Source organism: Streptomyces sp. NPDC047028 (genome assembly GCF_040644095.1).
GTDB lineage: Bacteria > Actinomycetota > Actinomycetes > Streptomycetales > Streptomycetaceae > Streptomyces.
On the sequence record NZ_JBEYVS010000004.1, the window covers coordinates 147,419 to 168,167 of the forward strand.

Sequence of the window (20,749 nt, forward strand, 5' to 3'; positions counted from 1 at the left end):
CCTCTCACGGCTCGCTTATTGCTTGCCGCACTGATCGACGACCTTCTGCTCATCCTCGGAGAGGCTCGGGCCGGGGTTGGCGGTGGCGGACGCGCTGGGGGTCGGGGACGTGGACGGGGACGTCTTGGAGCCCGACGACGGCTTCGTTGACGCCTTGGACGTGAGCGTCGACGGGGTGGTTCCCGTGGCGTCCTTGCCCTTGCCGTTCTTGGCGTTCCCCCGGCTCTTGTCCGCCGCGTCCCGTTCGGCCTGCTTCCGGCAGGCGGAGGCCTGCACGGCGAGCGCCTCGACCTTGGCGCGGGCCTGCCCGAGGTCACCGGCGGCGATCGTGTTCTTGACCTGCTTCTGCTGGTACGGCGGCAGGTACTTGAGTTCGATCTCGGGGTGGTCCTTCTCCACTCTGGACAGCGACACCCAGGCCAGGTCCTGGCTGATGCCGCGGTACAGGGCGACGTGCTGGTCGTTGACGCCGACGTAGTACTGCGTCTGCGTCCAGCGGTAGCCGCCGTACAGGCCGCCGGCGATGACGGCCAGCGCGAGCGCGGTGTATAGGGATCTCTTGAGCCACTTGCGGTTCTTGCGGTGGGACTTGGTGAAGTCCGCGTCGCCGTAGTCGCCGAAGCCGCCGGTGGGCACGAAGCCGGTGGTGTCGCCGGAGCCGGGCGGGCCGAACTCACCGCCGCCGTGGGCCTGCCGGCCCAGGTGGGAGGCGCGGCCGGCCGGGGTCTGCATGATGCCGTTGTCGTGCAGGTGGTGCTGGTTCTCGGCGACGGCGCCGACCACGATCGGGGTGTCGGACAGCTGTCCGGCGAGGGTGTCGCCGGTGTCCAGGTCGAGGACGTCGGCGATGATCACGGTGATGTTGTCGGGGCCGCCGCCGCGCAGCGCGAGCTGGATCAGCTCCTGCACGGTCTCCTGCGGGCCCTGGTAGCTGGCGAGGGTCTCCTCCATCGTCTGGTGGGAGACGACGCCGGACAGGCCGTCGGAGCAGATCAGGTAGCGGTCGCCGGCCCGGACCTCGCGGATCGACAGGTCGGGTTCGACGTGCTCGCCGCTGCCGAGGGCGCGCATCAGCAGGGAGCGCTGCGGGTGGGTGGTGGCCTCTTCCTCGGTGATGCGGCCCTCGTCGACGAGCCGCTGCACCCAGGTGTGGTCCTGGGTGATCTGGGTGAGGACGCCGTCGCGCAGCAGGTAGGCGCGGGAGTCGCCGACGTGCACGAGGCCGAGTCGCTGGCCGGTCCACAGCAGGGCGGTCAGGGTGGTGCCCATGCCCTCGAGCTGGGGGTCCTCCTCGACCATGGAGCGCAGCTGGTCGTTGGCGCGCTGCACGGCGGCGCCGAGGGAGGTGAGGATGTCGGAGCCGGGCACGTCGTCGTCGAGCGTGACCAGGGTGGAGATCACCTCGGAGGAGGCGACCTCGCCTGCGGCCTGGCCGCCCATGCCGTCGGCGATGGCGAGCAGGCGCGGGCCGGCGTAACCGGAGTCCTCGTTGCCCTCCCGGATCATGCCTTTGTGCGATCCGGCGGCGAAGCGCAGTGACAGACTCATGCGCACCTCGCCCGTCGGCTCCTGCAGCCGGTCGTGTCGAGCCACACTGCCCACCCTCCGGTCGGGAGCGCGCCGGGGACCTTGGTGCGGTCCTCCGCCGCGTGCTCGCTCCGCTCGCGCTCACTCATGATGTAGCACTACTTCCGCAGCTCGATGACGGTCTTGCCGATGCGGATCGGCGCGCCCAGCGGGATCGGTGTGGGGGTCGTCAGCCGGGACCGGTCCAGATAGGTGCCGTTGGTGGAGCCGAGGTCCTCGACGATCCACTGGCCGCCCTGGTCCGGGTAGATCCTGGCATGGCGGCTGGAGGCGTAGTCGTCGTCCAGCACGATCGTCGAGTCGTGCGCCCGGCCCAGGGTGATGGTCTGGCCCTGCAGCGCGACGGTGGTGCCGGTCAGGGTGCCCTCGGTGACGACCAGCTTGCTGGGGGCGTTGCGGCGCTGCCGGCCGCCGCCGCCCTGCTGGCCGCGCTGCTGCGGCGGCGCTGCGGCCTGCCGGGCGGCCGCCTGGGGCCGCTGCGCTTCCCTGCGGGCGCCGCGCTGGGTGACGCGCGTACCGAACAGGTCGCTGCGGATGACCTGCACGGCCACGATCACGAACAGCCACAGTACGGCCAGGAAACCCAGCCGCATGACCGTCAGGGTCAGCTCTGACATTGCCCCCGCTTCACCCTTCGGCTTGCCGGTAAATGATGGTGGTGCTGCCCACGACGATCCGCGAGCCGTCGCGGAGCGTAGCGCGGGTGGTGTGCTGCCCGTCCACCACGATGCCGTTGGTGGAGCCGAGATCCTGGATCGTCGAGGGCGTTCCGGTCCGGATCTCGCAGTGCCGGCGCGAGACGCCGGGGTCGTCGATCCGCACGTCGGCCTCGGTGCTGCGGCCCAGCACCAGGGTCGGGCGGGAGATCTGGTGGCGGGTGCCGTTGATCTCGATCCAGTAGCGGGTGCGTCCGCCGCTCATCGGGGCGGCGGCGGGGCGCTGGGTGGCGGGCTGCGGGTAGCCGTAGCCGCCGGGCCGGGCGCCGGACGGCGGCGCGGCCGGCATGGGGGGCGCTCCGGCGGGCGCGGCGGGCGGATAGCCGTAGCCGCCGCGGGCGCCGGGCGTGGGCCGGCCGGCGGGGGACGCCGAGGGGGCCTCGGGCGCCTGCTGGCTGCTGGAGGAGGCGAGGGTGCGGCTGCGCACCCGGTACAGACCCGTGTCGAGGTCCTCGGCCTTCTCCAGGTTGACCTTGATGGGGCCCATGAAGGTGTAGCGCTGCTGCTTGGCGTAGTCACGGACCATGCCGGCCAGCTCGTCGCCGAGCTGCCCGGAGTAGGGGCTGAGGCGCTCGAAGTCCGGCGCGCTCAGCTCCACGATGAAGTCGTTGGGTACGACCGTCCGGTCGCGGTTCCAGATCGTGGCGTTGTTGTCGCACTCGCGCTGGAGCGCACCGGCGATCTCCACGGGCTGGACCTCGGACTTGAAGACCTTCGCGAAGGTGCCGTTGACCAGGCCTTCGAGCCGCTGCTCGAACTTCTTCATGACTCCCACGGGGCACCTCCTCCGTCGCTGCCGTTGCTGCCGTGTCGTGCTCTGTGCCGCTGCCCTGCTTCTGCCTTGCTTCTGTCTTGCTCCCGCCGTGCTTCCGCTGTGCGGGGGTCTCGCTCACTGATCGTATCTACGTGCCCGGCAATCAGCCGGTTCCCCCAGCGGCTCCCCCTCGAACTCCTTCTCCTTGTGTGAAGGATCGTAGAGGCGGGCGAACTCCAGTGTCCCGCACCCGGCTGTGCACCCGGCCCGCCTCCTGGACAGATGCCCGGGACCGGTACGAGGTTGATACGTGAACCTCGTCTCCTTGGTACGAAGTGCCGGCGGAGGGGGCCCTGAGGTGCGGCGGGGGCGCCGGCCGGCCCGTGGGGCGGCCCGGAAACGGATGTGAATCCACCCCGTACGGCGTGCTAATGTTCTGGATGTCGGAAGGGGCGCCCCGCAAGGGAAAGGCCCGGAGGACACACCCAATGCGCGGGTGGCGGAATAGGCAGACGCGCTGGATTCAGGTTCCAGTGCCCGCAAGGGCGTGGGGGTTCAACTCCCCCCTCGCGCACACCGACGGCAACGGGCGGATCGTTACTACGATCCGCCCGTTCCGCTATGTCCGAAAGCACCGCGCTGTTCACGGGGCGGTGTGACGAGGTTCTCAGGCGGTCGTACCGGGCTGCGGTGCCGCGAGTCCGGGGCGAGGGTGGGCGTACCGCCGTCCACCGGCACCGGTGTGGGGGTGGGCGTACCGCCGTACATGGGGAGTGAGACGTGACCTCGTACCGTCACGCCGTGGAGCGGGCCGACAGCTCCGATCTGGCCTGCGGTGTCGTGCTGCACTCCGCGCCCGGTCACCCCGCCTTCCCGGTACGGCTGGCGACCGAGCTGTTCCTGCGGGCCAGGGCCCGGATCGCCGGCGAGGGGCCGGTGACGCTGTGGGACCCCTGCTGCGGCAGCGGCTACCTGCTGACCGTGCTGGGGCTGGTGCAGCGCCCTGCGCTACGGCGGGTGATCGGCTCCGATGCCGATCCCGCGCCCCTGGAACTCGCGGCCAAGAACCTCGCCCTGCTCACCCCGGAGGGGCTGAGCGCGCGCGAGCGGGAGCGCCGGGAACAGAGCGAGCGGTTCGCCAAGCCCGCGTACCTGGAGGCGGCCGACGCGGCGGGCCGGCTGCGGGAACGGCTGCTCGCGGACGGCGGGGCGCTGCCGGTCACCACCGGCACGGCCGACGTCTTCGACCCGCGCGCGCTGGGCGCCGCCCTTGCCGGGGCGGCGCCGGACGTGGTGCTGACGGACCTGCCCTACGGGGAGCGGACCCACTGGACGGGCAGCGTGCCCGAGCAGCCGGTGACCGGCCTGCTGGCCTCGCTGGCGTCGGTACTGCCCGAGCACGCGGTGATCGCCGTCACCGACCGCAGCCGCAAGATCCCGGTGGCTCCGGTACGGACGCTGGAACGGCTGAAGATCGGGACGCGGTCGGCGGTCCTGGTCCGGGCGGCGGACGTGCGGGAAGCGCTGGGCTGAGGCCGCGCTGCGGGGTGCGGGAAGCGCTGGGGCGAGGCCGCGCTGCGGGGTGCGGGAAGCGCTGGGGCGAGCCGGGCCCGCGGGGGGTGCGGAAGCGCTGGGGTGAGCCGGGCCGCGGGGGGTTCGTGAGGGTCCGGGGTGGTGATCACCCCGGTGGTATGTTGCCCCGGCCGGTGGGACAGCCGGTGTGCGTACGGCAGGCCGTATCGCAGTGGTGCCGGTGTTGTGTACGGCAGAGAGGACGCCCGTGGCTACCCCGCCCCCGACTCTTCGGGTGAGCACGCGCAACGCCCGTTTCCAGCAGTGGGAGGCGCTCCTCGGCAACCGGGCGAAGCGGCAGCGGGCGGGCGAGTTCGTCGTCCAGGGGGTCCGCCCCGTCACCCTCGCACTGGACAACGGCTGGCCGCTGCACGCCGTCGTGTACGCCGGTGACCGTGCCCTGTCGCAGTGGGCCGAGGACACCCTGAAGCGGGTCGACCGTGCGGTGCAGCGGGTCAAGATGGACTCCGCCCTGCTGCACGAGCTGGGCGGCAAGGACGAGTCCACCCCGGAACTCCTGGTCATCGCCGAGATCCCGCCGGACGACCTCGACCGCCTCGCGCCGCAGGAGGACTTCCTGGGCCTGGTGTTCGACCGTCCGACCACGCCCGGCAACATCGGCTCACTGCTGCGCTCGGCCGACGCCTTCGGTGCCTCGGGGCTGATCGTCTGCGGTCACGCTGCCGACGTCTACGACCCCAAGTCGGTGCGCGCCAGCACCGGTTCGCTGTTCGCCGTGCCCGCGGTCCGGGTGCCGGCCCCGCGCACGGTCCAGGACTGGGTGGCGGGTCTGCACGCGCGCGGGACCGCGCCGCGCATCCTCGGCACGGACGAGCACGGCAGCCGGGACATCACCGAGGTCGACCTGACGGGCCCGGTGCTCCTGGTGATCGGTAACGAGACGTCCGGGATGAGCGCGGCCTGGCGCGAGCTGTGCGACGAGACGGTGCGCATCCCCATCGGCGGCGCGGCCAGCTCCCTCAACGCCGCCAACGCCGGCACGGTCTCCCTCTACGAGGCAGCCCGGCAGCGGGGCTTCGCGCGCGTACGCAACCGGAACCGCTGAGGTTTTCCACAACCGCTGAGTTGTCCACAGGCGGCTGACGGGTCCGGGCCACCGGCTGTACGGTCGGCACGAGTTGATGTTCACGCCGGTGCGCGGGCCGGTGTTCGTGCTGGGGGAGGCGGTCGGGGTGACCGGGACCGGTGTGCGGATGACGGAAACGGCGGAGCGGGCGGAGTCGGCGGGCGGCCCGGAGGTCGGCCCTGAGCGCGGCGTGGTGGCCGCCAGGCTGCCCCGGGCGCGCGGCTTCGCCCAGTGGCCGGCGCCGGGTTCGCCGAAGCGGGAGGGCAAGGCGCTGCGGTCGAGCGTGCCGCGCAGCGCGCACGGCACGTTCGAGGCGGACGACTCCCGCCCGGACCCGGTGCGTGCCGTGGAGGAGTCCAACGCCGACCGCATCCCGGAGCTGACACCGATACGGGTGGGCCGGATGGCGGCCACCCCGTTCGCGTTCCTGCGCGGCTCGGCCGGCCTCATGGCGTACGACCTGGCGCGCACCCCCGTCACCGGTATCGGCGCCCAGATCTGCGGCGACGCGCACGCGGCCAACTTCGGCCTGTACGGCGACGCGCGCGGCGGTCTGGTCATCGACCTCAACGACTTCGACGAGACGGTGCACGGCCCTTGGGAGTGGGACCTGAAGCGGCTCGCCGCCTCCCTGGTGCTGGCCGGACGTGAGGCGGGTGCCGACGAGGACGTGTGCCGCGCGGCCGCCCACGACGCGGTCGGCGCCTACCGGCGCACCATGCGGCTGCTGGCCAGGCTGCCGGTCCTGGACGCCTGGAACGCCATCGCGGACGAGGAGCTCGTCTCCCACGCAGACGCCCACGATCTGCTCGGCACCCTGGAGCGGGTCTCCGAGAAGGCGCGGGCCAACACCAGCGGCCGGTTCGCGGCCAAGTCGACCGAGGCCGCGGAGGACGGCGGGCGCCGCTTCGTCGACGCGCCGCCGGTGCTGCGCCGGGTCCCGGACGCGGAGGCCGCCGCGGTGGCCGCGTCCCTGGAGTCGTACGTGACGACGCTGTCCGAGGACCGGCACCCGCTGCTCGCCCGGCACGCGGTGCACGACGTGGCCTTCCGGGTCGTCGGGACGGGCAGCGTCGGCGCCCGCTCGTACGTCGTGCTGCTGCTGGACCACCGCGGCGAACCCCTGGTCCTCCAGGTCAAGGAGGCCCGCGCCTCGGCGCTGGTCCCGCATCTGGTCCCGGCCGGGTTCGCGGCGCCGCCGGTGGAGCACGAGGGACGCCGGGTGGTCCTCGGCCAGAAGCGGATGCAGGTGGTCAGCGACATCCTGCTGGGCTGGACCACGGTCGAGGGCCGGCCCTTCCAGGTACGCCAGTTCCGCAACCGCAAGGGCAGCGTCGACCCGGCCGCGCTCGCCGCCGACCAGATCGACGACTACGGCCGCATGACCGGCGCCCTCCTGGCCCGCGCCCACAGCCACAGCGCCGACCCCCGCACCATCGCCGGCTACTGCGGCAAGAACGAGGAACTCGACGAGGCCATCTCCGCCTTCGCCCTCACCTACGCCGACATCACAGAACGCGACCACACCACCCTGACCACAGCCATCAGAACGGGCCGCATCGCAGCGGAACAGGGTGTCTGAACAGGTACGGGGCGCCGCGACCGGCCCGGGAGGGCCGGCTCCGCACCCCCCACCACGCACCGCACCCGGCCCGAGACCAGCACAGCGATACTCTGGGCCGCGTGACCTCCCCCGAACCTGATCAGTCCCCGCCGCCGCGACCCGAGGAACGGCTCGAGCGGGCCGTACGGGCCGCCGAGCAGGCCTTGATCGAGTACGAGATCGCCGTGGAGACCTTCCGCGTCGAGGTCGAGAACTTCTCCCGGCTGCACGAACAGCGCCTCGGCCCCCTCTACACCCGCCTGGAGGAGCTCGACGCCCGGATCGCCGAGGCGAAGGCCGCCCGCACCGGCGACCCCGAGGACATCCGCCGCGCCGAGGAGGCACGCGCCCAGGTCACACCCATCCCCGGCGTGGAGGAGCTGCTGCACGGCTGGATGGACGGCCACGGCCTGTTCCCGGAGGCCACCGCCATGCTCACCGACCAGGAGGTACGGCCCCCCGAGCGGGTGCGCCCCAGCGAGGAGGCCCGCAAGCTCTACCGCGAGCTGGCCCGCAAGGCGCACCCCGACCTCGCCCAGGAGGAGCCGGAGCGGGAGCGCCGCGAGGAGTTCATCACGCGGGTGAACGCCGCCTACGCCCGCGGCGACGAGACCCTGCTGAAGGAGCTGGCCGAGGAGTGGGCGGCGGGCCCGGTGCCGCCCGAGCGGCGCCCGAGTCCCAGCGAGGAGCTGTACGCCCGCCTCGAATGGCTCGCCCAGCGCAAGGAACTGCTCACCCTGGTCGCCCGCGAACTGGAGGAGGGCGCCATCGCCGGCATGCTGCGCCTCGCCCCGGACGACCCCGACGGCCTCCTGGAGGAGATCGCCGGCAAGCTCCGCCACGACATCGCCGCGCGCGAGACCGAGCTGGCCGCGCTGCTGGACGGGGAATGAGGCGCGGCGCTCTTCGGGTAGCGTCGGGGGCATGAGTTTCGGAGCTGGTGTGCCCACGGTCGAGGTCGGCGACCTCAAGGACGGCGACTTCCTGCTGGACGTCCGCGAGGACGACGAGTGGCGGGCGGGCCACGCCCAAGGGGCAGTGCACATCCCGATCAGCGAGTTCGTGGCCCGCTACGGCGAGCTGACCGAGGCCGCCCCGCAGGACGGCCGCGTCCATGTGATCTGCCGTTCCGGCGGCCGCTCGGCCCAGGTCACAATGTACCTGGTCCAGCAGGGCATCGACGCGGTGAACGTCGACGGCGGCATGCAGATCTGGCAGGCGGCGGGCCGGCAGGTCGTCACGGCCGACGGCAAGCCCGGCCACGTCCTGTAGCCCCCGTGGCCGCGGGGCCCCGCCGCCGGTCCGTCAGCTGAGCGGGTGTGCCGCCAGCAGGTCTCCTAGGGCCTCCTCGTACGCTGCCGCCGGGCCGAGCGACAGTTCCAGGTGCTTGGCCCAGGCGTGGTACCGGTGCAGCGCATAGTCGGTGTCCGCGCCGAACCCGCCGTGCAGGTGCTGTGCCGTCTGGACGACCCGGCGCACACCGTCCGCCGCCCAGATCTTCGCCACCGCCACGTCTCCGGACACGGGTAGCGCCCCCGGCGCCCCGGAGGCGATCCGCCAGGCCGCCTGCCAGAGGGTGGCCTCCATGGCGCGCAGGTCGATGTACCGGTCGGCGGCCTGCACCGCGACCGCCTGGAACGTCGCGAGCGGATACCCGAACTGCTCCCGCTTCCCGGTGTATTCGCTGGTCATGCGCAGCACCTGTTCACCCAGCCCGAGCGCCAGCGCGCAGGTGCCGGTGGCCAGCAGCGCGTGCAGCCACTCCCAGGCGCCGTCCGCCTCGATGACGTCGGCCGCGTCCAGCCGCACCGCCCGCAGCCGCAGTTCCGCCAGCCGCTCCCCGGTGGTGGAGATCTGCTCGGCGAGCACCACCCCGTCCCGCTCGCGCGGCACCAGCGCCAGCACGGTCCGGTCGCCGCCGGTGTGCGCCGGTACGACGACGAGGTCCGCGTCGTAGGCCCACGGCACCGCCGTCTGAACGCCCTCCAGCAGCCAGCCCGTCCCGTCGCGGCGCGCGGTCACGGCGAGCCCGGCCGGGTCGTGCCCGCTGCGGCCGCTGCCGGCCACGGTCAGCACGACCTCGCCGCGCCCGGCCCGGGACAGCAGCCGCTCCCTCAGCTCCTTCGTCCCGTGGGTCTGGACGAGCGCCGCTGCCGCGCTGTGCTCCAGCAGCGGGACCCGGGCCAGTACCCGCGCGGACTCGCGCAGCACCAGACACAGCGCTATGGCGTCCAGTCCGGCCCCGCCGTACCCCTCGTCGAGCAGCAGGCCGAGGAGGTCAGCTCCGCCGATCCGGCGCCACAGCTCCTGGTCGAAGCCCTCGGCCACGGCGCCGGTCGTGAGCGCCGGGCTCGGCACCGCGTCCGGCGCCACCCCGGCGAACACCCCCCGTGCCGCCTCGGCCGCCGCCCGCTGCTCCTCGGTGAAGGTGAAGTCCACGGCCTGTCCTCCCGGCGCTTCGGGTTACCTGACGGGGCGTCAAGATAGAACAGGTTCTAGGAGAAGGGAACGGCGGGGCACGGAAGGGAAGGAAGCGGGGGCGGCTCAGCGGTCGAAGTCCAGCTCCACCTTCTCCGTCACCGCGTGCGACTGGCAGGCCAGGACATACCCCGCCTCGGTCTCCTCCGCCTCCAGCGCGAAGTTGCGGTCCATGCGCACCTCGCCCGACACCAGGAAGGCCCGGCAGGTTCCGCACACGCCGCCCTTGCAGGCGTAGGGCGCGTCGGGGCGGTTGCGCAGCACCGTGTCCAGCAGCGATTCGCCGTCCCGTACCGGCCAGGTGCCGCCGCGCCCGTCGAGGCGGGCGGTGACAGTGCTGTCGGCCGGCGCCGAAGCGGCCTCGGCCGGGACCGCGCTGTCCACGTGGAAGATCTCCTGATGGATGCGGGACTTCTCCACACCGAGCCCGCGCAGCGCCTTCTCCGCGCCCTCCACCAGCCCGAACGGCCCGCACAGGAACCAGCCCGCCACCTGATCCACCGGCAGCAGCGCGGGCAGCAGCTCCGCGAGCCGCTCCCGGTCGAGCCGCCCGGACGGCAGGCCGGCCTGCTGCTCCTCGCGGGAGAGCACGGTCACCAGCTGCAACCGCTCGGGGTAGCGGTCCTTGAGGTCGGCGACCTCCTCCAGGAACATCGTCGAGGCCGCCGTACGGTCGCCGCGTATCAGGCAGAACCGGGCCCGCGGCTCGCGTGCCAGCAGGGTGGAGACGATCGACAGCACCGGCGTGATGCCGCTGCCGCCGACGACCGCCGCGAACAGACCCGGTGCCGGGTCGAGCGTGAAGCGGCCGGCCGGGGTCATCACCTCGATCTCGTCCCCGATGTTCACTTCCTTGAGCGCGTACGTCGAGAAGGCGCCGCCCTCGACCAGCCGCACCCCGACGCGCAGGGCGCTCGGCCCGTCGCCGTCGGGGGCCGGGGCGGGGGAGCAGATCGAGTAGGTGCGCCGGATCTCCGTGCCGTCCGTCCGGCGGCGCAGGGCGAGGTGCTGGCCGGGTGCATGCCGGAACTCCTCGCGCAGCTCCGGCGGGACGGTGAAGGTGAGGGCGACGGAGTCGTCGGTGAGCCGGTCGACCGCGGCCACCGGGAGCGGGTGGAAGCGCGCCATCACAACTCCTTGAAGTGGTCGAACGGTTCGCGGCACGCCAGGCAGCGGCGCAGCGCCTTGCACGCGGTGGAGGAGAACCGGCTGAGCAGCTCGGTTTCGGCGGACCCGCAGTGCGGACAGCGGACCGGATCGGGGGCAACCGGGTCGGTGTCCGCTTCCCGCGTCCGGGTGGGACCGAGGGCGAGCGCGACGGGCCCGGCATCCCGGTGGACGCGCGGCGGCGCTATGCCGAACTCCTGGAGTTTCCGGCGGCCTTCGGGGGAGATGTCGTCCGTGGACCAGGCGGGCGCGAGCACCGTGCGGACGGTGACCTCACGCATTCCGTGGGCACGCAGCACCCGCTCGATGTCCAGGCTCATCGCCTCGATGGCGGGGCAGCCGGTGTAGGTGGGGGTGAGATCGACCTCGACGGTGTCGGCACCGCTGACGTGCACCGCGCGCAGGACGCCCAGTTCGCGGAGCGTGAGCACGGGCAGTTCGGGGTCGGGCACCGAACCGGCCAGCTCCAGCAGCTCCGCCTCCAGGGCGGTGGCCGTCACCATGACGCGCCCGGGTGGCTGCGGTGCAGGTGCTGCATCTCGGCGAGCATCCGCCCGAAGGACTCGGTGTGCAGGCCCTGCCGTCCGGCGCCCGCGGACCAGGCCCCGGTGCGCGGGCCCTCGGGCACGGTCAGGGTGGACCGGCCGAGCACGTCGGTGACGGACTCCAGCCAGCGCTCCGCCATACCCGCCCAGTCGACGTCCAGGCCGTCCACCGGCTGGAACATCTCTCCGGTGAACCGCCACAGCGCGTCGCACGCCCGCTGCATGCGCTCGTGGCTCTCGTCGGTTCCGTCGCCGAGGCGCAGGGTCCACTGCTCGGCGTGGTCGCGGTGGTAGGCGACCTCCTTGACGGCCTTCGCGGCCAGCGGTGCGAACGGTCCGTCACCGGCGGCGAGTTCGGCGTACAGCAGGTGCTGGTAGGTGGAGAAGTACAGCTGGCGGGCGATGGTGTGGGCGAAGTCGCCGCCTGGCTGTTCGGCCAGCTGGAGGTTGCGGAAGTCCCGCTCCTCGCGCAGGTACGCCAGCTGGTCCTCGTCGCCTGCCATGGAGAGCAGCACCCGGGCCTGGCCGAGCAGGTCGAGCGCGATGTTGGCGAGGGCGACCTCCTCCTCCAGGACGGGGGCGTGACCGGCCCACTCCCCCAGGCGGTGGGAGAGCACCAGGGCGTCGTCACCGAGGGCCAGCGCGGCGGCGGTGGTGGTGGCGGGGACGGTGGCGGTCACAGGTGCTTCACCCCTTCCGGGATCTCGTAGAACGTCGGGTGCCGGTACGGCTTGTCGGCGGCCGGCTCGAAGAAGGGGTCCTTCTCGTCGGGCGAGGACGCGGTGATCGCGGCGGCGGGGACGACCCAGATCGAGACGCCCTCGCCACGCCGGGTGTACAGGTCACGGGCGTTGCGCAGGGCCAGCTCCGCGTCCGGCGCGTGCAGGCTGCCGGCGTGGGTGTGGGAAAGGCCGCGCCGGGAGCGCACGAAGACCTCCCACAGGGGCCAGTCGGTGTTGGTCATGCTCGTGTCGCTCCCGTCCCACCGGTGGTCCCGGCGTGCTTGGCCGCGTGTGCCGCGGCCGCTTCCCGTACCCACGCGCCCTCGTCGTGCGCGCGCCTGCGCTGAGTGATCCGCTGCTCGTTGCACGGGCCGTTGCCCTTGAGGACCTCCCAGAACTCCGTCCAGTCGATCGTCCCGAAGTCGTGCTGCCCGCGCTCCTCGTTCCACTTCAGGTCCGGGTCGGGGAGGGTGAGGCCAAGGGACTCGGCCTGCGGGACGCAGATGTCGACGAAGCGCTGGCGCAGCTCGTCGTTGGAGTGGCGCTTGATCTTCCATTCCATGGACTGCGCGGAGTGCTGCGACTCGTCGTCCGGCGGGCCGAACATCATCAGCGAGGGCCACCACCAGCGGTCCACCGCGTCCTGGGCCATCGCGTGCTGCTCGGGGGTGCCGTTGCTCAGGGCCAGCAGCAGCTCGTACCCCTGGCGCTGGTGGAAGGACTCCTCCTTGCAGATCCGCACCATCGCCCGGGCGTAGGGGCCGTAGGAACAGCGGCACAGCGGCACCTGGTTGGTGATCGCCGCGCCGTCCACCAGCCACCCGATCGCGCCGACGTCGGCCCAGGTCAGGGTGGGGTAGTTGAAGATGGAGGAGTACTTCTGGCGGCCGCTGTGCAGCTTGTCGAGCAGCTCCTCGCGGCCGGTGCCGAGGGTTTCGGCGGCGCTGTACAGGTACAGGCCGTGGCCGGCCTCGTCCTGCACCTTGGCCATCAGGATCGCCTTGCGCCTGAGGGAGGGCGCGCGGGTGATCCAGTTGGCCTCCGGCTGCATGCCGATGATCTCGGAGTGGGCGTGCTGGGCGATCTGCCGGACCAGGGTGGCGCGGTAGGCGTCGGGCATCCAGTCCCGTGGTTCGATGCGTTCGTCGGCGGCCACGGCCGCGTCGAAGGCGCGCTGGTACTCCGCCGTCCCGCCGGCGGTGTCCGGTGCGCCGCCCGCTTCCGTGCGGGCCGTGCGCTGCGCGGCTGCTGTGGCCATGCGATCCCCCTGACCTGGGCTCTCGTCGATCACTGTCCCGACCGATCGTTCGGTCCGTGCGATTCCATGGTGGGCCGGGCCGCCGCGAGGTGTCAACCGCTGTGGAAAACCCGCGGCAGGGGCTGTGGACAACCCTCTCGCCGCCGTCCCGGGTGCGGCCGGGCGCCGTACGGCGTTGTGAGGCTGTGGTGAAGGGTGTGGGTGGACGACGTGGCGTCGGACACGGTCGGGGATCGGGCGGGGTCCCGGGGCTGCGCTCGGTGGTCCCGGCTGAGTACCGTTCCGTGCGAGCGCCGCCGACTGGCGCTCGGGACCACGCGGCGCCCGGTTCGGGCGGCCGCGGCAGCAGCCGAGACGGGGGACAGGGCGGAATGGACGCGTACGACGAGGACTCGCGGGCCCCGGACGGGCCGGACGAGCCGGCCGAGGCGCCCTCCGTTTCCGGCTCCCCTCCCCCGGAGCCCGGTTCCGAGGGGTCCTCCGGTTCCCGCCCCGCGGAACCCGGATCCGAGGGGGCCTCGGCAGCGCCGCTCCCGGCCCCCGGCGTACCGGAGGCCAGGGTGCGTGAGCCCGGGGCGCCGGAGCCCGGGATGCCGGAGGCCGCCGCTCCCCGTACCGGTGTGGCCGCCCTCTCCCGTCGTTACCAGGTCGTCGCCGCGCTCGCCCTCGCGGTCGTGGCCGTCGCCGCCTGCGCGCATCTGGCGATGGTGTTCCTGAGCGTCGCGCCCGCGAACACCGTGTCGAAGGCGCACGGGAAGGCCATCGACGAATGGGTCTTCCCCGAGTTCGAGCAGAACTGGAAGCTGTTCGCGCCCAACCCGCTGCAGCAGAACGTCGACGTCCAGGTGCGCGCGCAGGTGCGGGCGAGGGACGGCGGGGTGAGCACCACGGGCTGGTACGACCTGTCCGCGCAGGACGGCGCGAAGATCGATGGCAATCCGCTCCCCAGCCACACCCAGCAGAACGAGCTGCGGCGGGCCTGGGACTTCCTGGTCAGCACGCACAGCACCGACAACAAGCCGGTCGGGCTGCGCGGCTCGCTCTCGGAGCAGTACGTGCGCCGGATCGTCGTCATGCGGCTGTGCGGGGTGGACGCGATCAAGAAGAAGGGCGTCATCGCGCGCGTCCAGGTCCGCTCCAGCACCACCAACGTGGCGCCGCCGGACTGGAGCGGTGAGCGGATCTCCACCAGCCCCGTCTACCGGGTGCTCTCCTGGTGGACGGTGCCCGCCGACGAGGCCGCCGGAGGTGTGCGGTGAACAGCGTCTCCCTGTCCTTGTCGCGCGGCATCGCCCGGGTCACCGGGTCGGCCCTCGGGCCGTACCAGACCGCCGTGGTCCGCATCGGGTTCGCCGCGACCTGGTTGCTGTTCCTGCTGCGGGAGTTCCCGCACCGGCAGGAGCTGTACGGACCCGACAGCCCGTGGAGCCCCGCGCTCGCCGGGCGGCTGACCGGCGACAACCACGCCTTCACGGCCCTGCTCTGGTACGACGGGCAGGCCTGGTTCCAGTGCTTCTACCTGCTGGCGATCCTCGCGAGCGTCCTGCTGCTGCTCGGCTGGCGCACCCGCACCGCCTCCGTGCTGTTCATGGTCGGTGTGCTCTCGCTGCAGAACCGCAGCGTCTTCGTCGGCGACGGCGGTGACAACGTCCTGCACATCATGTCCCTCTACCTGGTCTTCACGCGCTGCGGGCAGGTGTGGTCCCTCGACGCGCGCCGGGAGGCCCGTGCGCGGGCGGCACGCGCGCGTGGGGAACGGGTTCCCGCCGACCGGGTCGGATTGGTGCTGTGGGCGGTGCTCGGCCTGGCGCTCGGCGTGGTGACCCTGACCGGCCGGCTGGACCACGGCCGGCTGGTACCGGTGCTGATGTGGACGGTCTGGGTGGGACTCGCCCTGTGGTGGGCCGTGCGGCGCCGGCCGCGGGCGCGGGAGCCCCAGGTGCTGCTCGACGTGATCGCCGACGTCGTGCACAACGGCGCCCTGCTGGTAATCATGGCGGAGGCGTGCCTGATCTACGCCACCGCCGGCTGGTACAAGATCCAGGGCTCGCGCTGGCAGGACGGCACCGCCGTCTACTACCCGCTCCACCTGGACTACTTCTCCCCCTGGCCGGGTCTCGCGGACCTGATGTCCAGCAGCGGCGCCATGGTCATGCTGGTGACCTACGGGACGGTCCTGGTGCAGGTCGCCTTCCCGTTCACGCTGTTCAACCGCCGGGTCAAGAACGTCCTGCTGGTGCTGATGATGACCGAGCACGCCGTGATCGCGGTCGTCCTCGGGCTGCCCTTCTTCTCGCTGGCGATGATCGCGGCCGACTCCGTCTTCCTGCCGACGTCCTTCCTGAAGAAGGTGGGCGAGCGGGCGGTACGCGCGTGCGGGCGGTTCGGCAGGTCCGGGCCGCACTCGTCCGCGGTGCCGGCACCCCGCGTCTCGCAGGAGGACGAGCCCAGCCACGTAGGCTTCACCGCATGACCGACCCCGTGAGCCGCTGGCGCGAGCGCGCCGGCGGAGCCGTGCTGCTCGACGGCTTCCACGCCCTCAAGCACGCGCTGCGCTTCGGCGCCGAGATCCCGGTGGCGGTCACCACCGACCGGCGGGCCACACTCGCCCTCGCCGGTGAACTGGCGCCGGACCTCACGCGGGCGCTGGACGCGCTGCTCGCCGAGGTGCCGGAGACGACGTACGCCTCGCTCGTCCCGCGTCCGCACCCGACCGGCGTGGCCGCGCTCGCCGTACGGCCGTCCCGGGAGGGCCATCTGCGGATGCTGGCGCGCCTGCCGCGCACCGCGCCCGTCGTCGTCCTGGACGAGCCGCGCAACCTGGGCAACGCCGGGGCTGTCATCCGGCTGGCCGCCGGCTTCGGGGCGACCGGCGTGATCACCACCGGCACGATCGACCCCTGGCACTCCACCGTGGTGCGTGGCGGGGCCGGGCTGCACTTCGCCACCGCCGTGGAGCGGCTCGCCGTCGACGAGCTGCCGCCGGGACCGCTGTACGCGCTGGATCCCGAGGGCGAGGACATCCGGGGCGTGAAGCTGCCCGACGACGCTCTCCTCGCGTTCGGCTCCGAGCGCAGCGGCCTGTCGGCCGGGCTGCGCGCGCGTGCCGACCAGCTGCTGGCACTGCCCATGCGCCCCCAGGTCTCCAGCTACAACCTCGCCACCAGCGTGGCGATGACGCTGTACCACTGGAGCGCGGGGGCGCACGCCGCTCCGTGAGGGGCGCGCGCCCGCGCGCCCCTCGGAGGGCTCGCGCCCTCGGTGGCCTCACGCCTCCCGGCGGACCTCGACGACCCGGAAGCGGTTCGCCACGAACGCGCCGTCGCAGAGGGCCGCGTTCGCCGCCGGGTTGCCGCCCGAGCCGTGGAAGTCGGAGAAGGCGGCGGTCTGGTTCACGTACACCCCGCCGGTCAGGTTGAGCGAGAGCTGGGCGGCCTCCTCCAGGCACACCTCCTGGACGGCCTGCTCGACCTCGGCGTCGCTGGTGTACGCCCCGACCGTCATCGCGCCCTTTTCGCGGACCGTGCGGCGCAGCAGCTCGATCGCGTCACCGACCGAGTCGACGGCGACGGCGAAGGAGACCGGGCCGAAGCACTCGCTCATGTAGGCGGCCTCGTCGTCGGGCTTGGCCCCGTCCAGCTTGACCAGGACGGGTGTGCGCACGACGGCGTCCGGGAACTCCGGGTTGGCGATCTCGCGGGAGGCGAGGGCGACCTCGCCGAGCCCGGCCGCCGCCTCCAGGCGGGACTTCACGTCCGGGTTGACGATGGCGCCCAGCAGGGCGTTGGCGCGGGCGTCGTCGCCGAGCAGGCCGTCGACCGCGCGGGCGATGTCCGCGGTCACCTCGTCGAAGGTCTTGGGGCCCTCGTCGGTGCGGATGCCGTCGCGCGGGATGAGCAGGTTCTGCGGGGTGGTGCACATCTGGCCGCTGTACAGGGACAGCGAGAACGCCAGGTTGGAGAGCATCCCCTTGTAGGCGTTCGTGGACTCCACGATCACCGTGTTGACGCCGGCCTTCTCGGTGTAGACCTGCGCCTGGCGGGCGTTGGCCTCCAGCCAGTCGCCGAAGGACGTCGAACCGGTGTAGTCGATGATCCTGATCTCGGGGCGGGTGGCGAGCGTCTTGGCGATGCCCTCGCCGGGGCGCTCGGCGGCCAGCGCGACCAGGTTCGGGTCGAAGCCGGCCTCGGTCAGCACCTGCCGGGCGACCTGCACGGTGAGCGCGAGCGGCAGCACCGCGCGCGGGTGGGGCTTGACCAGGACCGCGTTGCCGGTGGCCAGGGAGGCGAACAGGCCCGGGTAGCCGTTCCAGGTCGGGAAGGTGTTGCAGCCGATGACCAGGCCGATGCCGCGCGGGACGGGCGTGAACTGCTTGGTCAGGGCCAGCGGGTCGCGCTTGCCCTGCGGCTTGGTCCACTCCGCCGCGTCGGGCGTGCGCACCTGCTCCACGTACGCGTACGCCACCGCTTCCAGGCCGCGGTCCTGGGCGTGCGGGCCGCCCGCCTGGAACGCCATCATGAAGGCCTGGCCGCTGGTGTGCATGACCGCGTGCGCGAACTCGTGCGTCCGGTCGCTGATCCGCTTGAGGATCTCCACGCAGACCACGGCGCGGGTCTCGGCGCCCGCGTCCCGCCAGGCGCGCTGTCCGGCCTTCATGGCGGGCAGCAGCACGTCCAGGTCGGCGTGCGGGTAGCTGACGTCCAGGTCGATGCCGTACGGGGAGCGCTCGCCGCCCACCCAGTCGTCAGTGCCGGGCTGGCCGAGGTCGAGGCGGGTGCCCAGCAGGGCGTCGAAGGCGGCCTTGCCGGCCGCCGCGTCCAGGCTGCCGTTCTCGCCGTACGCCTTGGGGTGCTCGGGGTGCGGGGACCAGTACGCGCGCGTGCGGATCGCTTCCAGGGCCTGGTCGAGTGTGGGCCGGTGCTTGGCGATCAGCTCGTGCGCGGTCAGTTCGGCGGCCATGCGGGACCAACTCCTCGTCTGAAGAACTCTTCGTCGAGTTCACGACCTGCGCGGAAACAGAGGCAGGAACAGGCGGACAGGGCTAGAGTAACCGAACGATCGGTCGGTACAAGGGGGTCCGCCGCATCTGTGGAAAACCCCGTGCGGGAGGATCGCGCACATGACAGCTCCTGACCTCAGCAGCCCCGTGGCCGTCGTCGGCACCGGCACCATGGGCCAGGGCATCGCCCAGGTCGCGCTGGTCGCCGGCCACCCGGTGCGGCTCTACGACGCCGTCCCCGGGCGGGCCCGCCAGGCGGCCGACGCCATCGGCGCCCGCCTGGACCGGCTCGTGGCCAAGGACCGGCTCACCGGCGCCGACCGGGACGCGGCCCGCGCCCGCCTCACGCCCGCGGACAGCCTCGTCGAGCTGGCGGACTGCACGCTGGTCGTCGAGGCCGTCCTGGAGCGCCTGGACGTCAAGCAGCAGCTCTTCCGCGAGCTGGAGGAGATCGTCTCCGACGACTGCCTGCTCGCCACCAACACCTCCTCGCTGTCGGTGACGGCGATCGGCGGCGCCCTGCGCAACCCCGGCCGCTTCGTCGGCCTGCACTTCTTCAACCCGGCCCCGCTGCTGCCGCTGGTCGAGGTCGTCTCCGGGTTCGCCACCGACGTCACGTCGGCCACGCGCGCGTACGAGATGGCCCGTACCTGGGGCAAGACACCGGTGGCCTGCGCGGACACCCCCGGCTTCATCGTCAACCGGATCGCCCGGCCCTTCTACGCCGAGGCGTTCGCCGTGTACGAGGCCCAGGGCGCCGACCCGGCCACCATCGACGCCGTCCTGCGCGAGTGCGGCGGCTTCAGGATGGGCGCGTTCGAGCTGACGGACCTCATCGGGCAGGACGTCAACGAGTCCGTCACCCACTCGGTGTGGCAGTCCTTCTTCCAGGACGTCCGCTTCACGCCCTCCCTCGCCCAGCGCCGGCTCGTCGAGTCCGGCCGGCTCGGCCGCAAGTCCGGGCACGGCTGGTACGACCACGCGGACGGCGCCGAGCGGCCCGAACCGCACACCGCCGACAAGGAGCAGCCGCCCGCCTACGTGATCGCCGAGGGCACCCTGGAGCCCGCCGGCCAGCTGCTCACGCTGATCCGGGAGGCCGGCATCCAGGTCCGTGAGGACGACGAGGACCACGGCACCCGTCTGGTGCTGCCCAGCGGCGGCCAGCTGGTCCTCGCCGACGGCCAGACCTCCGTGGAGTTCCGGGACGTCGTCTACTTCGACCTCGCCCTCGACTACCGCAAGGCCACCCGTGTCGCCCTGTCCGCCTCCCAGGACACCTCCCCGCAGACCCTCGCCGAGGCCGTCGGGCTCTTCCAGGCGCTCGGCAAGGACGTCAGCGTGATCGGGGACGTCCCCGGCATGATCGTCGCCCGTACGGTCGCCCGGATCATCGACCTCGCGCACGACGCCGTCGCCAAGGGCGTCGCCACCGAGGAGGACATCGACACCGCTATGCGGCTCGGCGTCAACTACCCGCTCGGCCCCTTCGAGTGGAGTCGCTCGCTCGGCCGCGGCTGGGCCTGCGGGGTGCTGGACGAGCTGCACGAGCGCGACCCCTCCGGCCGCTACGCGCCCTCCCTGGCGCTGTACCGGCACGCCTACGCCTCCGAGAAGCGGGAGGGCACCTCATGACCACGGCCCGGCGGGACACCTACACCCCGGAGACGCTGCTCACGGTCGCCGTCCGGGTCTTCAACGAGCGTGGCTACGACGGTACCTCCATGGAGCACCTGTCCAAGGCGGCCGGCATCTCCAAGTCGTCGATCTACCACCACGTCAGCGGCAAGGAGGAGCTGCTGCGCCGCGCCGTCAGCCGGGCGCTGGACGGCCTCTTCGGCATCCTCGGCGAGGAACACGCGCGCGTGGGGCGCCCCGCGGACCGGCTGGAGTACGTCGTCCGCCGCATGGTCGAGGTGCTCATGACCGAGCTGCCCTATGTGACGCTGCTGCTGCGCGTGCGGGGCAACACCGACACCGAGCGGTGGGCGCTGGAGCGGCGCCGCGACTTCGACCACCGGGTCGCCGAGCTGCTGAGCGCGGCGGCCGCCGAGGGTGACGTGCGCGCCGACGTGGAGGTGCGGCTGGCCACCCGGCTGGTCTTCGGAATGGTCAACTCCATTGTGGAGTGGTACCGCCCGGACACGCGGGGCGCCGGTGAGCGCGAGGTGGCCGACGCGGTCGTACGGCTGGTGTTCTCCGGTCTGCGGCGGGACTGAGCCGCACCACACCCCGGGAGGCGCACCGCACCCCGCGCGGCA

The 20,749-nt window shown here is 72.6% G+C and carries 20 protein-coding genes and 1 tRNA gene; 11 read left to right on the forward strand and 10 right to left on the reverse strand.

The window, feature by feature from the left end; genetic code table 11:
• Positions 1–15 precede the first annotated feature (15 nt).
• The 3 genes from ABZ854_RS05800 to ABZ854_RS05810 form a co-directional block, all read right to left on the reverse strand.
• Complete coding sequence (locus ABZ854_RS05800) at positions 16–1,548, reverse strand: Stp1/IreP family PP2C-type Ser/Thr phosphatase (protein ID WP_361205169.1); 1,533 nt, start codon at positions 1,546–1,548, stop codon at positions 16–18.
• A gap of 137 nt (positions 1,549–1,685) precedes the next feature.
• A complete protein-coding gene (locus tag ABZ854_RS05805; protein WP_361204822.1) occupies positions 1,686–2,204 on the reverse strand; it encodes an FHA domain-containing protein in 519 nt (172 codons plus the stop codon).
• Positions 2,205–2,214: 10 nt separating this feature from the next.
• Complete coding sequence (locus tag ABZ854_RS05810; RefSeq protein ID WP_361204825.1) at positions 2,215–3,078, reverse strand: DUF3662 and FHA domain-containing protein; 864 nt, start codon at positions 3,076–3,078, stop codon at positions 2,215–2,217.
• A 469-nt stretch (positions 3,079–3,547) separates the two neighbouring features.
• On the opposite strand from ABZ854_RS05810, the gene ABZ854_RS05815 reads away from it, so the two are divergent.
• From ABZ854_RS05815 to ABZ854_RS05840, 6 genes are all read left to right on the forward strand, one after another.
• Positions 3,548–3,631 (forward strand) — tRNA-Leu (locus ABZ854_RS05815).
• A gap of 206 nt (positions 3,632–3,837) precedes the next feature.
• On the forward strand, positions 3,838–4,590 hold the full coding sequence (locus ABZ854_RS05820; protein ID WP_361204827.1) for an rRNA methyltransferase: 753 nt from the start codon (positions 3,838–3,840) through the stop codon (positions 4,588–4,590).
• A 274-nt stretch (positions 4,591–4,864) separates the two neighbouring features.
• Positions 4,865–5,695, forward strand: a complete 831-nt coding sequence (locus ABZ854_RS05825; protein ID WP_361204829.1) for a TrmH family RNA methyltransferase — start codon at positions 4,865–4,867, stop codon at positions 5,693–5,695.
• A gap of 76 nt (positions 5,696–5,771) precedes the next feature.
• A complete protein-coding gene (locus tag ABZ854_RS05830; RefSeq protein ID WP_361204832.1) occupies positions 5,772–7,298 on the forward strand; it encodes a DUF2252 domain-containing protein in 1,527 nt (508 codons plus the stop codon).
• 101 nt (positions 7,299–7,399) lie between these two features.
• Entirely contained in the window at positions 7,400–8,212 is an 813-nt protein-coding gene (locus ABZ854_RS05835) for a hypothetical protein (RefSeq protein WP_361204835.1), read from the forward strand.
• 49 nt (positions 8,213–8,261) lie between these two features.
• Positions 8,262–8,591 carry a rhodanese-like domain-containing protein gene (locus ABZ854_RS05840; RefSeq protein WP_361205172.1) on the forward strand — a complete coding sequence of 110 codons (330 nt, stop codon included), beginning with the start codon at positions 8,262–8,264 and terminating at the stop codon, positions 8,589–8,591.
• Between the two features lie 33 nt (positions 8,592–8,624).
• Here the strand turns inward: ABZ854_RS05840 and ABZ854_RS05845 are convergent, their stop codons facing one another.
• The 6 genes from ABZ854_RS05845 to paaA form a co-directional block, all read right to left on the reverse strand.
• A complete protein-coding gene (locus ABZ854_RS05845) occupies positions 8,625–9,758 on the reverse strand; it encodes an acyl-CoA dehydrogenase family protein (RefSeq protein ID WP_361204838.1) in 1,134 nt (377 codons plus the stop codon).
• 105 nt (positions 9,759–9,863) lie between these two features.
• Positions 9,864–10,925: a 2Fe-2S iron-sulfur cluster-binding protein gene (locus ABZ854_RS05850; protein WP_361204841.1), complete on the reverse strand. Its 1,062-nt coding sequence runs from the start codon at positions 10,923–10,925 to the stop codon at positions 9,864–9,866.
• Complete coding sequence (paaD, locus tag ABZ854_RS05855; protein ID WP_361204844.1) at positions 10,925–11,467, reverse strand: 1,2-phenylacetyl-CoA epoxidase subunit PaaD; 543 nt, start codon at positions 11,465–11,467, stop codon at positions 10,925–10,927. The genes ABZ854_RS05850 and paaD overlap by 1 nt, the downstream gene beginning before the upstream one ends.
• Entirely contained in the window at positions 11,461–12,189 is a 729-nt protein-coding gene (paaC, locus tag ABZ854_RS05860; RefSeq protein ID WP_361204847.1) for a 1,2-phenylacetyl-CoA epoxidase subunit PaaC, read from the reverse strand. The genes paaD and paaC overlap by 7 nt, the downstream gene beginning before the upstream one ends.
• On the reverse strand, positions 12,186–12,473 hold the full coding sequence (gene paaB / locus ABZ854_RS05865) for a 1,2-phenylacetyl-CoA epoxidase subunit PaaB (RefSeq protein ID WP_094218582.1): 288 nt from the start codon (positions 12,471–12,473) through the stop codon (positions 12,186–12,188). The genes paaC and paaB overlap by 4 nt, the downstream gene beginning before the upstream one ends.
• The gene (gene paaA / locus ABZ854_RS05870; RefSeq protein WP_361204850.1) at positions 12,470–13,489 is read right to left on the reverse strand and encodes a 1,2-phenylacetyl-CoA epoxidase subunit PaaA; all 1,020 of its coding nucleotides are present in this window, start codon (positions 13,487–13,489) and stop codon (positions 12,470–12,472) included. Before paaA ends, paaB begins: the two co-directional genes overlap by 4 nt.
• 560 nt (positions 13,490–14,049) lie before the next feature.
• Here paaA and ABZ854_RS05875 point away from each other — a divergent pair.
• From ABZ854_RS05875 to ABZ854_RS05885, 3 genes are read left to right on the forward strand one after another with little or no spacing between them, the layout of a single operon-like run.
• The gene (locus ABZ854_RS05875; protein ID WP_361204853.1) at positions 14,050–14,748 is read left to right on the forward strand and encodes a DUF5819 family protein; all 699 of its coding nucleotides are present in this window, start codon (positions 14,050–14,052) and stop codon (positions 14,746–14,748) included.
• Positions 14,745–15,962, forward strand: a complete 1,218-nt coding sequence (locus tag ABZ854_RS05880) for an HTTM domain-containing protein (RefSeq protein WP_361204856.1) — start codon at positions 14,745–14,747, stop codon at positions 15,960–15,962. Before ABZ854_RS05875 ends, ABZ854_RS05880 begins: the two co-directional genes overlap by 4 nt.
• A complete protein-coding gene (locus ABZ854_RS05885) occupies positions 15,959–16,708 on the forward strand; it encodes a TrmH family RNA methyltransferase (protein WP_361204859.1) in 750 nt (249 codons plus the stop codon). The genes ABZ854_RS05880 and ABZ854_RS05885 overlap by 4 nt, the downstream gene beginning before the upstream one ends.
• 48 nt (positions 16,709–16,756) lie before the next feature.
• Here the strand turns inward: ABZ854_RS05885 and paaN are convergent, their stop codons facing one another.
• Positions 16,757–18,448 (reverse strand): phenylacetic acid degradation protein PaaN, encoded by a 1,692-nt coding sequence (gene paaN / locus ABZ854_RS05890; RefSeq protein WP_361204862.1) that lies wholly within the window; start codon positions 18,446–18,448, stop codon positions 16,757–16,759.
• Between the two features lie 160 nt (positions 18,449–18,608).
• Between paaN and ABZ854_RS05895 the strand changes: the two genes are divergently transcribed.
• Positions 18,609–20,123 carry a 3-hydroxyacyl-CoA dehydrogenase gene (locus tag ABZ854_RS05895; RefSeq protein ID WP_361204865.1) on the forward strand — a complete coding sequence of 505 codons (1,515 nt, stop codon included), beginning with the start codon at positions 18,609–18,611 and terminating at the stop codon, positions 20,121–20,123.
• Entirely contained in the window at positions 20,120–20,707 is a 588-nt protein-coding gene (locus ABZ854_RS05900) for a TetR/AcrR family transcriptional regulator (RefSeq protein WP_361204868.1), read from the forward strand. The genes ABZ854_RS05895 and ABZ854_RS05900 overlap by 4 nt, the downstream gene beginning before the upstream one ends.
• Positions 20,708–20,749 lie beyond the last annotated feature (42 nt).

Excerpts from the sequence above, each read along its gene's own strand:
- ABZ854_RS05800 (WP_361205169.1), bottom strand. The coding sequence starts at position 1,548 with ATGAGTCTGTCACTGCGCTTCGCCGCCGGATCGCACAAAGGCATGATC.
- ABZ854_RS05805 (WP_361204822.1), bottom strand. The coding sequence starts at position 2,204 with ATGTCAGAGCTGACCCTGACGGTCATGCGGCTGGGTTTCCTGGCCGTA.
- ABZ854_RS05830 (WP_361204832.1), top strand. The coding sequence starts at position 5,772 with ATGTTCACGCCGGTGCGCGGGCCGGTGTTCGTGCTGGGGGAGGCGGTC.
- ABZ854_RS05850 (WP_361204841.1), bottom strand. The coding sequence starts at position 10,925 with ATGGCGCGCTTCCACCCGCTCCCGGTGGCCGCGGTCGACCGGCTCACC.
- paaD (WP_361204844.1), bottom strand. The coding sequence starts at position 11,467 with ATGGTGACGGCCACCGCCCTGGAGGCGGAGCTGCTGGAGCTGGCCGGT.
- paaB (WP_094218582.1), bottom strand. The coding sequence starts at position 12,473 with ATGACCAACACCGACTGGCCCCTGTGGGAGGTCTTCGTGCGCTCCCGG.
- paaA (WP_361204850.1), bottom strand. The coding sequence starts at position 13,489 with ATGGCCACAGCAGCCGCGCAGCGCACGGCCCGCACGGAAGCGGGCGGC.
- ABZ854_RS05885 (WP_361204859.1), top strand. The coding sequence starts at position 15,959 with ATGACCGACCCCGTGAGCCGCTGGCGCGAGCGCGCCGGCGGAGCCGTG.
- paaN (WP_361204862.1), bottom strand. The coding sequence starts at position 18,448 with ATGGCCGCCGAACTGACCGCGCACGAGCTGATCGCCAAGCACCGGCCC.
- ABZ854_RS05895 (WP_361204865.1), top strand. The coding sequence starts at position 18,609 with ATGACAGCTCCTGACCTCAGCAGCCCCGTGGCCGTCGTCGGCACCGGC.
- ABZ854_RS05900 (WP_361204868.1), top strand. The coding sequence starts at position 20,120 with ATGACCACGGCCCGGCGGGACACCTACACCCCGGAGACGCTGCTCACG.